Origin of the sequence: Jeotgalibaca caeni (assembly GCF_028863945.1) — a bacterium.
GTDB classification, from domain to species: domain Bacteria; phylum Bacillota; class Bacilli; order Lactobacillales; family Aerococcaceae; genus Jeotgalibaca; species Jeotgalibaca caeni.
The window spans coordinates 1-9,281 of the sequence record NZ_JARBEA010000077.1 but is presented as its reverse complement, the minus strand read 5'-3'; the positions used below and the strand labels follow the sequence as shown (position 1 = coordinate 9,281).

Annotated in this window: 9 protein-coding genes and 1 riboswitch; of the genes, 1 reads left to right on the top strand and 8 read right to left on the bottom strand. The window is 42.2% G+C overall.

Going from position 1 to position 9,281, the window contains the following annotated elements; genetic code table 11:
* Positions 1 to 106: 106 nt before the first annotated feature.
* From PVE40_RS11815 to PVE40_RS11780, 8 genes are all read right to left on the bottom strand, one after another.
* The gene (locus tag PVE40_RS11815) at positions 107 to 2,092 is read right to left on the bottom strand and encodes an HIRAN domain-containing protein (RefSeq protein ID WP_274732150.1); all 1,986 of its coding nucleotides are present in this window, start codon (positions 2,090 to 2,092) and stop codon (positions 107 to 109) included.
* Positions 2,093 to 2,214: 122 nt separating this feature from the next.
* Positions 2,215 to 3,009 (bottom strand): DUF975 family protein, encoded by a 795-nt coding sequence (locus PVE40_RS11810; protein ID WP_274732149.1) that lies wholly within the window; start codon positions 3,007 to 3,009, stop codon positions 2,215 to 2,217.
* A gap of 23 nt (positions 3,010 to 3,032) precedes the next feature.
* Positions 3,033 to 3,407 (bottom strand): zinc ribbon domain-containing protein, encoded by a 375-nt coding sequence (locus tag PVE40_RS11805; RefSeq protein ID WP_274732148.1) that lies wholly within the window; start codon positions 3,405 to 3,407, stop codon positions 3,033 to 3,035.
* A 21-nt stretch (positions 3,408 to 3,428) separates the two neighbouring features.
* On the bottom strand, positions 3,429 to 3,641 hold the full coding sequence (locus PVE40_RS11800) for a YdbC family protein (RefSeq protein ID WP_274732147.1): 213 nt from the start codon (positions 3,639 to 3,641) through the stop codon (positions 3,429 to 3,431).
* A 182-nt stretch (positions 3,642 to 3,823) separates the two neighbouring features.
* Positions 3,824 to 5,227, bottom strand: a complete 1,404-nt coding sequence (locus PVE40_RS11795; RefSeq protein ID WP_274732146.1) for a YfcC family protein — start codon at positions 5,225 to 5,227, stop codon at positions 3,824 to 3,826.
* A 104-nt stretch (positions 5,228 to 5,331) separates the two neighbouring features.
* A riboswitch (Lysine riboswitch) is annotated at positions 5,332 to 5,477 on the bottom strand.
* Between the two features lie 99 nt (positions 5,478 to 5,576).
* Positions 5,577 to 6,422 carry a nucleotidyltransferase domain-containing protein gene (locus PVE40_RS11790; RefSeq protein WP_274732145.1) on the bottom strand — a complete coding sequence of 282 codons (846 nt, stop codon included), beginning with the start codon at positions 6,420 to 6,422 and terminating at the stop codon, positions 5,577 to 5,579.
* Positions 6,423 to 6,472: 50 nt separating this feature from the next.
* Positions 6,473 to 7,861 carry an MATE family efflux transporter gene (locus PVE40_RS11785; protein WP_274732144.1) on the bottom strand — a complete coding sequence of 463 codons (1,389 nt, stop codon included), beginning with the start codon at positions 7,859 to 7,861 and terminating at the stop codon, positions 6,473 to 6,475.
* Between the two features lie 18 nt (positions 7,862 to 7,879).
* A complete protein-coding gene (locus PVE40_RS11780) occupies positions 7,880 to 8,350 on the bottom strand; it encodes a GyrI-like domain-containing protein (protein WP_274732143.1) in 471 nt (156 codons plus the stop codon).
* Positions 8,351 to 8,464: 114 nt separating this feature from the next.
* On the opposite strand from PVE40_RS11780, the gene PVE40_RS11775 reads away from it, so the two are divergent.
* Positions 8,465 to 9,103, top strand: a complete 639-nt coding sequence (locus PVE40_RS11775) for a CAP domain-containing protein (protein WP_274732142.1) — start codon at positions 8,465 to 8,467, stop codon at positions 9,101 to 9,103.
* Positions 9,104 to 9,281 lie beyond the last annotated feature (178 nt).

The following is a 9,281-nucleotide window of genomic DNA, read 5'->3' as shown; positions in this document are numbered from 1 at the left end:
AAACTGCCTCCATAACAGGGAGGCAGTCTATAAAACTGTTAAAATATTTCACTGTCCTATTGACGGATAGCATACCAGAACTTCTAGAGTGAAAGCAGCTTTTTAATTATTTCTTAGGGAACTGTACAATATTATCAACAATTTTTGCTTTTTCTGGAATAGGAGATGGGTTGCTCTTGCGCAACATGATCGAAATGGTAGCATCGTCTTCTTCAAGCTCTTCTGCTTCAAAATAAGCATAGAGCACTTCTTCGCTGTCCAATAAGGTAGCAAGTACCCGGTTATCGACGCGAGGTACGTAGCCGATTAAATATCCATTCTCAAGCGTAATGGCAATAGCAAATTGGTCCTGCTCATTTTCAGGTTCTCGAACGAGCTGTAAGATTTTTCCTTTTTTCACGAGTCCTTCCACGATGGTCAAATCATGATAACGCATCCCTGCTATATGGGTATTCATTAATTTTTTGTCTACTGGAGAAGCTTGTGTTACCGGATTCCCAACAACCAAATATCTTTTCTCCTTTTCCATTTCTGCATCAGCGTTTAGCAATTGGTTTAGTAATCGGAGATTTTTTTTGTTTTGTTCTTTCTCGAATAATTCTTCTAGTGCGGCTTCAATATCTTCTTCCAAATCCCATTCATCGCTGTACTTCTTCAATGCTTGTAGGGCCAAGCGACGAATCTTCGGTTGATAGTAATAGAGTGCCGTGATGCACCATTCTTCATCATACAAATCCTTCTCAATCATCGATTGCAGCAACCGCTCCAACCATAGATTTACCTTTAATAAATCTCCTGTTTCTATTTCTTCTTGTTCCTTGAATTTTAAGGGTAACTGGAAAAGATCTTCGGTCAGTAATTGTTCAAGGTAGCGACAGACATCGTAGAAATAGGTCTCTGGGTGATGGACGAGGAACAAGTCGAGTAAGTTTAGGCCTAAGGGATTGTGCATCAACACGGGTAAGAATGCGTTCATTTCAGGCTTCATTTCTAAAAACTGAATCGTATTTACTAATAAGAAATCTGTTTCTCTTGGACTTGCCATTTCTTTCAAGACGAGATTTTTCGATTTCGGTTTATTTAAGAAGACTTCGATGAGACGGATAATCGTCTCATATGCATGGAACCGTTCTTCCCAATAAGGGCTGAGAGGATCGTTCTCGTCTAGTTGCTGATCCAGCAGATGATAATCTTGCTTCCAACTCTCAATAATCTGTAGCCAAATCATCACCAAAGCGGCTTCGCCGATAAACGTATTCGTGTACGCACAGTTCTCGACTACTCGGCCCATAAATGCCAGCATTTCGTCACTAACCGCCTTTTCTTCTCCCGGTTCCCGGTAAGCAAGAATATACATCATATCATTGTAGTTTTCTTTGGTAATTTCTGTTTGATACAAATAGGAACGGATATCCGCCTTTTGGAGCGCGACACTGACATACACATTCGATAAAAATGTGCTCTTCACGCCTTCTCGCAGAAACCATTTTTGTTGAGGCTCTGTCATTGGTTTTAATAAAAACAAGGCAGCGAGCTTCCCATATCCAACTGTATTTTGAGCGAGGTCAAAAATAAATTCGTTTTGCTTAAAATGGGAATGTCGCAAGCTCTCTGCTACATAAATGGTATAGTCACTGTGATAGCCTAAGGTTCTGAAAATTTGCTTCGTTAAATCATGGGCATGAAACCCAAGTAAGATAATTCCTAATTTCACTTCTTCTGGATTGTCACTTGTACGAGTGAGTTCCATCCCCAAACGGTGCACGTCTTGTGCCGCTAAAAATCCTTCTTCAATCAACGTACGAAGTCGTTCCCTCAATTCAATGAAGAACAATCGTAACGGGAACTTCTTCAAGAATTCCGTCCATTCGTCACTTGGCCACGCTTCTTCTTTTTGGATGACCTTGCGAAGAATTTGCGTACATTCGAGCGCTATGTCTTCTTTTTGGGAAAAAGGGATGCCGTCCATCATTAAAATATATAGGGTATCTTCACGGCCAGCGGTCTCTGGATTCTGAAAGGAATAGGGCAATAAAGGGGCTTGTTCCCGTTCTTTCATAATCATTTCGTAGATACTCATTTGTTGTTTCATGCCCTCACCTTCTAGCGCTTTAGTATTATGTAAATCATATCATAACTAAAATTATTTTGTGTAGGGTCCTAAAAATAAATATATAAAAAGACGGGAACAATTACTCCCGTCTCTGTCTGTTTCTAGAAATCTGTTAACTCTTCGTCTTCTTCCTCATCAATTCCCACTAGCTCGGTATAGAATACCGCACGAGCCGCGTATCTTCTCGGCTCAATGATAAAGCTCAATATCGATATTCCAACCATTAAAATGGCCCCGCTCAAGAAAGCCCAGAACAAATAAGCCAATCCGGCTTCATTAGCCAAATACCCTTCTAATACTGAATTTATAAATCCCATATAGACAGCAAATCCCCAAACCAAGATGGGAACAATGTAAGCCACGATATAAAAGAAATCAAGACGGAACAATTGCCAACGGTTCCCGCGCATGATTTCTTCACTCTTGGCTAGAATGTGACGATTTGGGATGTCTGGATGGTCATAATAAATATATTCCGCCATAGCCCAAGAATAACTCTTTACGACTCCGGGAATAATGAGAAGCAGGGTCCATAGGTAGATCAGAATGCCTTTCAGAAAAACAAATCCGACTACTTTTAGCGGCTGATTTTGAAAAGGCAGGAAGAGATGTCCAACGGTCATCCGTTCCCCATCATGCATATCCAGGAATCCCCATGTGAAACCTAATGATAGCAAGGTACTCGCCAGACCTACAAGAATCATGAAGAAAAGCGCAACAACATCATCGCCATTGCCGCCTCCAAAATCATTGTATGTATTCCCGGTGACACTTAAAATAACCCATTGCAAGGCAAATCCCGCCAACCCCATTAGGAAGATGTTTGCGATGGAAGCTAGATAGTTCCCTCGTAAATTTTCTCGACCAATCAAACGTATTTCTCGATTACTACGCACAGTAACAGCTCCTCTTATTTCCTTCACTCTGATAAGGAATGCCCACAATATGGACAGTAATTTGCGCCTGCATCATAGGCTCTTCCACAGTGCGAGCAACGTTCTGTAGCAGATTGACCAGGGCGGTGCATTTCTAAATCAGCCTCTTCAATTTGAACAAACTCCCCTTTTGCGATTGCCTTCCCTTTTTTCGCGTCTAACAAATACCACGTGTCACAGCATGTTGTGTGAACGAGGTACTTTTTCCCAAAATGGAAAATGGGTATAAAAAACAGCCGGAACCGACTGCCCACGACAAATACTTCATAGCGGCCAAAGTGACCGCAATGAAGGCATGTCATGGTTTGATGAAATTCCAATTGTTTTTGATATTGAAGCACATCAAAAAATAGGAACATGGTTGCCACTCCTTCTTGGAACTATTGAATAATCAATAGACGCAATTGCCCGATTTCTTCTTCATTCATGGTAATGCCTTTGCTCATTTTTGTATGGTCTTCATTCCACTCACGAATGTCGTATTTAGGCTGACCGCCATTCCAACTTACTACATTCAATTCCTTCGTCCAACCGTTTTTAGAAGTACTTAGTACCCCGATGTGATTCACAATTTCAAAATTTACTTCAGCCATAAAACTCCACTCCTTTTTCTTTTTCATAAGTATATCATAACCAATTAGAGGGGCCTTCTGCAAATACGATGGTCGACAGACTGATGGTTATCGTAAAACAATGCGCTGCATCGAACAAAAAAGGCAGGAAAAACGGAAGATTTCTCTTCCCTTTTCCCTGCCTTTGATTGTTACTCTGTTATCTAGAATGGTCCGTAATTGGTGTAATGTGCAATCACTAAGAACACAGCTCCAATTAACAACCAGATTCCCATCAATGGTCCTAAGAAGCGAACCCATTTGTTATAAGGGATACGAGCGATAGAAAGTTGAGCCATCAACACACCGGAAGTAATCATGATCGAGTCCATGAATCCACTACCTAATTGGTATGCCATTACGGATGTTTGACGGCTAATTCCTACAGCATCAGCTAACGGTACCATAATTGGCATCGTTGCAGCTGCTTGTCCGGAACCAGATGGAATAATAAAATTGATGATGATTTGGATGATGTACATTGCAATTGCTGCAATCGCACCTGGTAGCCCATCAACCGTGCTTGCCAAGGAATTAACGATGGTGTCAATAATCAAACCGTCTTCCATTACGATAACGATTGAACGAGCAACCCCAACAATCAGAGCAGCGAATACCATGTCCTTCGCTCCCGCTACAAACAAGTCAGCAACTTTTGAAGGACCATAGCCGTAAGCGAAACCTGCCAAGATCCCTGTCAACATGAAAATGGCACCAATTTCTTGTACGTACCAGCCATACTTAATCACACCAAATGCAATGAGAATCATACCTAACAAGAAAATAATTCCTACAAGTGCATGTTTGCGTGTCATTTCCGGCAACTCTACACTTTTGTGAGTAGATTTGTTGTTCTCATCATGATATTCCGCATACACCAAACTCTTGGTTGGATCATTCTTCACTTTGCTTGCATAACGCATGATGAAGAGAGACGTGACAATCCATAGTACGAAGAACATGATAATCCGTAGTCCCATTCCGGAGAAGGTCGGCAATTCCGCAATTCCTTGCGCAATCCCTACCGAGAAGGGATTCAAGAATCCAGCACTAAACCCAATGGCCGCTCCGATTGCAACGATACTCATTCCCACTACCGCATCGAAGCCGAGCGCCAAAGCAAGTGAAATACCCATTGGAATAAAGACGATGGTTTCTTCAGAGAATCCTAACGTAGCTCCAGCCAAGCCGAATACTAAAAGGAATACCGGGATAACCAAGCTTTCTCTTCCACGTAACTTTTGGGAAACCTTGTAGATTAACGCTTCGACGGTACCCGTCTCACTAATAACAGTAAAAGCTCCACCAATTAAGAAGATGAAAAATGAAATTTCAGCAGATTCTACCAAACCGCGCGGAATGGAATTAATGATTGCAAAGAACCCCTGCGGATTTTGGTCTACAGCCTGCCAAGAATTCGGAACAGCAATCGTTCGATCTCCTTGTTGAATTCGTTCAAACTGACCTGCTGGAATAATCCAAGTTAATAATGCCATGATAATCATGACACTAATCAATAACACGTACGTGTGCGGAATCTTAAATCCGGCTTTTTTCTTTTTTTCCAAAGTCGTTCCACCTTATCATTTTATTTTTCAATGACGTTCAAGCAAGTGGCGACAAAAAACGCCACGATACGCAAAAGGGCATCGTGACGGTTCCTTTTGCCCTCAATTAAGGAAGTACTCCAAAGCATCGGTGGGCACGATACTCCGGCAGTGTCCGTCTTATTCAAACGGACCCCAATACAAAAACTTGCATTTCGGCGAAAAACCCTTTCGAACTCTACTCATGCTTTTCGCAGCCTCTTCCAAAATCGAACGTGATTGATTTACTAGTCTATGTTAACGTGAATGGAAGAGGATATCAACGCATTAAAACACAAACAACGTTTTCATCATCAAAATCTCATGACCTTCACTTCTTTTTCTCATCTTGCCGGTGCGTTTCAACTAGATATTCAATTTCTCTTTTTAATAGGTCATACTCTTCAAACGCAAGACTCGGATGATGATCACTAAAGTACTGATACGTTTGCTTGACTCTTACTGTATAGGCAGTAGGTCGAATGGGTAACTCATTAGCCACTTGCAAGCTACCCTTTTCATTCATAAAATAGCGTTCATTCAACGCATATAAGATTTGATTCCAGCTCCCTACCGTTCGGAAAAAGCAGCCCAAAACGTAATGAATATCTTGGCGACATGCTGGTTTTCGTGCTGTTTCCATCGAAAAATCTGCTTCAAATAAAAACCGTTCCATTACAGCCTCTTTCATTTTAGCAGGATACACCTGAAGCAATTCTTTCAATTGACTGAGTTTCCCTTCCTCCTTCTCCCACAAGATGTGTGCAGCATGCACCTCAGCGGCGTAGATACTATTAACGAAGCCAAATGGATGTCCGGTCTGGTTCTCAATTGTAATGATTCCGGTTAAACAATCCTCAATGACGGAAGCGACCCGCTCTGTATCTCGTAAGATTACATCAACAGGGTCTTTGTCTACGGTTAGCCATGCACCACCATTTACAAAAGGGCCCCATTCCCCTGGCAAGTACAGTACCTTTTCATGGAGAGTTACATGGTCCATTAGTATCTTCAAGGCATTTTCCAGGTCATCCCACTGGATTGTTGGGCTATAATAAATGCCAATATCCGTATCGGAATGACGGTCATCTTCTCCACGACTTTTGGAACCACCCAGTACAATGGCATCTATGCCTTCTACGTTCGAAAGTACCGTTACCCACTTTTGAAGATCCATTCTGCCACCTCATTTTTTTCTTTCATCATAGCGTAACTTTTTCTTTGATGCTACTGATAAGGATAGGCTTCCTTCCCATAGAGTGGTTCAATTTGCTGTTGATAAATGCGCTTCGCGAAGTACAAGCAGACAATTAGAGACACTCCTTCAGCAATCAGATACGCCCACCAAATATTGGTCAGTTCTCCTGTTAATGACAACAAATATGCAGCCGGCAACAGCACCACCAGTTGTCTCGATATAGAAACAAGAAGGCTGTATTTACCGAAGCCAAACGCTTGGAAAATAGAGGAAAGAACAATGCTGACTCCTGCCACTAAATAATGCAGACTGATGATCCGTAGAGCCGGAACGCCAATCCGTAACATTTCCGAAGAAGCATTAAAGAAAGATAGCAGTGTTTCAGGAAATAATTGGAACGCCACCAACCCAATAGCCATGACTCCAACAGCATATTTAATGCCTAACTTGATTACCCCTTTAATCCGGTCGGGCTTCTTCGCACCATAGTTATATCCAATAATCGGTACCATTCCGTTATTCATTCCGAACACGGGCATAAAGACAAAACTCTGCAAACGCAAGTACGCACCGAAGAAGGCAACTGCAGTTGTGCTGAAGGTAAGCAAAATGTTATTCATTGCTAAATTCAAAAACGAGCCAATCGCCATCATCACAATTGAAGGCACCCCAATGGCATAGATTCCTTTAATAATGGGTAGACTTGGACGGAACTTCTGTAAGGACAACTTGAGTTCCGTATTGAAGCGCAGATTAAAGTATAAACCAATAAGAGCCGCCAACGATTGACCGACTACCGTTGCTATCGCCGCCCCTCTTGTTCCCATCGCTGGGAAACCGAGAAAGCCAAAAATAAGAATCGGGTCTAAGATAATGTTGATGACGGCCCCGGTCGTTTGGGAAATCATAGAATAAAAGGTCCGACCAGTGGATTGCAGTAAACGTTCAAAGGTGATCTGCATGTACTTCCCAAATCCAAAAATCGTAATGATTTCCAGATAATCCGTACCATAGGCAATAATTTCAGAGTCTGTCGTTTGGCCTTCAAAAAAGGCAGGTACGAAAAATAAACCAAATATCAGAAATACAAAATAGTGGAGTACATTTAGGAAAATACCATTATCAGCAGTTTGGTTGGCTAACTCATTTTTCTTTTCTCCTAATCGACGGGATACCAACGCATTAATCCCCACCCCAGACCCGACAGCCAAGGAAATCATTAAGTTCTGGATTGGAAAGGCTAGCGATACACCCGAGAGGGCATTTTCACCAATTTGAGCAACAAAGATACTATCGACAACATTGTAAAGGGACTGAACCAACATCGAAATCATCATCGGGACGGACATATTAATCAACAAACGGTGGATCGGCATGACCCCCATCTTGTTTTCCTTGATTGGCGGTTGTTCATTCAACAATCTTCTCCTCGCTTTCTATTCGGTATGTCTTTGAATCGGAACAAGAACTTGAGTCAAGAGTTGGGACTCTGGTACATCATGGTTCAAATAAATTTCTTCAGAAGCTCCTGTCATCTCATAGGAATGCTCCTCTAGCCATTCCTCTATCTCGCGGTACACTCTTGGAATGGAACGATACGACCCTTGATGATAGCACGTCAAGAAAAGGCCTGCTCGCTTTTCTCCGGGTTCGATTTCTTCTTGTCCTTCGATTTGTTGATGGACTGGGATTCCGGCTTCCATGTCGACCTCTTCTGGGGAAAACGAATGATAGATGACATAAAACGGACCTGCCGGAAATTCGTCAATATGTTCCAAGTAAGCCGTGAGTTTTTCTCGAGCTTCATCCATCTCGCTCTGCAATTCTTTTAAGGTTATCTTTGAACGGATTGATAGAACCGGTACCCTTCTTCTTTCAATGATCTGCCATTCACTTACTCGCGCCATACACATTCCCTTCTTTCGATTTATTTATCGCTAGAATAGCATATTTAGAGGGCTTACACTACTGAAGGGCTTCTGTGATTTGCTATAATAAAAGAGAGGATTGGGGGAATCATGATGAAGAGACTACTCTCTACTTTATTCAAGTGGATGGTGGCAATAGGAATTATATTTTTCTTATTCCAAACGTCCTATGTACAAAATCAATTACAAGTTGCAAAAGACTGGTTACAAGGTCTTTCTGAACCAGCAACAGCGGAGTCGGTAGCGGTCGCTCCTGAAAAAAGCGACTCGGCAGAAAGAGATACCATTCTAATCACCAACCCCCAAGCACCGCCCGAAACAGTTGACATCCCGCTCATCCGCCAAACGATTCTAGAACGAACCAACCAGTTGCGAGCGGAGTATGGTGCAGGTCCTTTGACGGAAAACCAGGTTTTGCAAGATGCTGCAGACGTACGCGCCTTGGAATCAGCGGAGAGTTTTTCCCATACGCGGCCAAATGGATTGGAATTCCAGAGTATCTTGGAAGAAGACGGATTTACATACTCGTACTTTTTAGCGGGTGAGAACCTGGCGATGGGAACCCATCACATGGATGATGAAGAAATGGCTGGTTTTTTGTTTGATGGATGGGTAGAGAGCCCAGGTCATTTTGAAAACATGATTGAGCCTCGCTATGAAGAAATCGGGATTGGGGTTCATTATGATGGTGAGTTTTTGTATTTAGTACAAATTTTTGGCACACCGTACTGAAAAAGAAATTCTACTTAACCGAACTAGGGCCAGTTCGGTTAAGTAGACGTTAAATAGCAGTCTCACTTGTCCGAGCTAAGCCTAGTTCGAACAAGTACACAAAAAACTTTATGAACGCTCCGCGTTCTATGCCATGACGGAAAATCACGTGCAGGAGTATAATAGGGATGGCAATACA

Excerpts from the sequence above, each read along its gene's own strand:
- PVE40_RS11800 (WP_274732147.1), bottom strand. The coding sequence starts at position 3,641 with ATGGCTGAAGTAAATTTTGAAATTGTGAATCACATCGGGGTACTAAGT.
- PVE40_RS11805 (WP_274732148.1), bottom strand. The coding sequence starts at position 3,407 with ATGTTCCTATTTTTTGATGTGCTTCAATATCAAAAACAATTGGAATTT.
- PVE40_RS11780 (WP_274732143.1), bottom strand. The coding sequence starts at position 8,350 with ATGGCGCGAGTAAGTGAATGGCAGATCATTGAAAGAAGAAGGGTACCG.
- PVE40_RS11790 (WP_274732145.1), bottom strand. The coding sequence starts at position 6,422 with ATGGATCTTCAAAAGTGGGTAACGGTACTTTCGAACGTAGAAGGCATA.
- PVE40_RS11775 (WP_274732142.1), top strand. The coding sequence starts at position 8,465 with ATGAAGAGACTACTCTCTACTTTATTCAAGTGGATGGTGGCAATAGGA.
- PVE40_RS11815 (WP_274732150.1), bottom strand. The coding sequence starts at position 2,092 with ATGAAACAACAAATGAGTATCTACGAAATGATTATGAAAGAACGGGAA.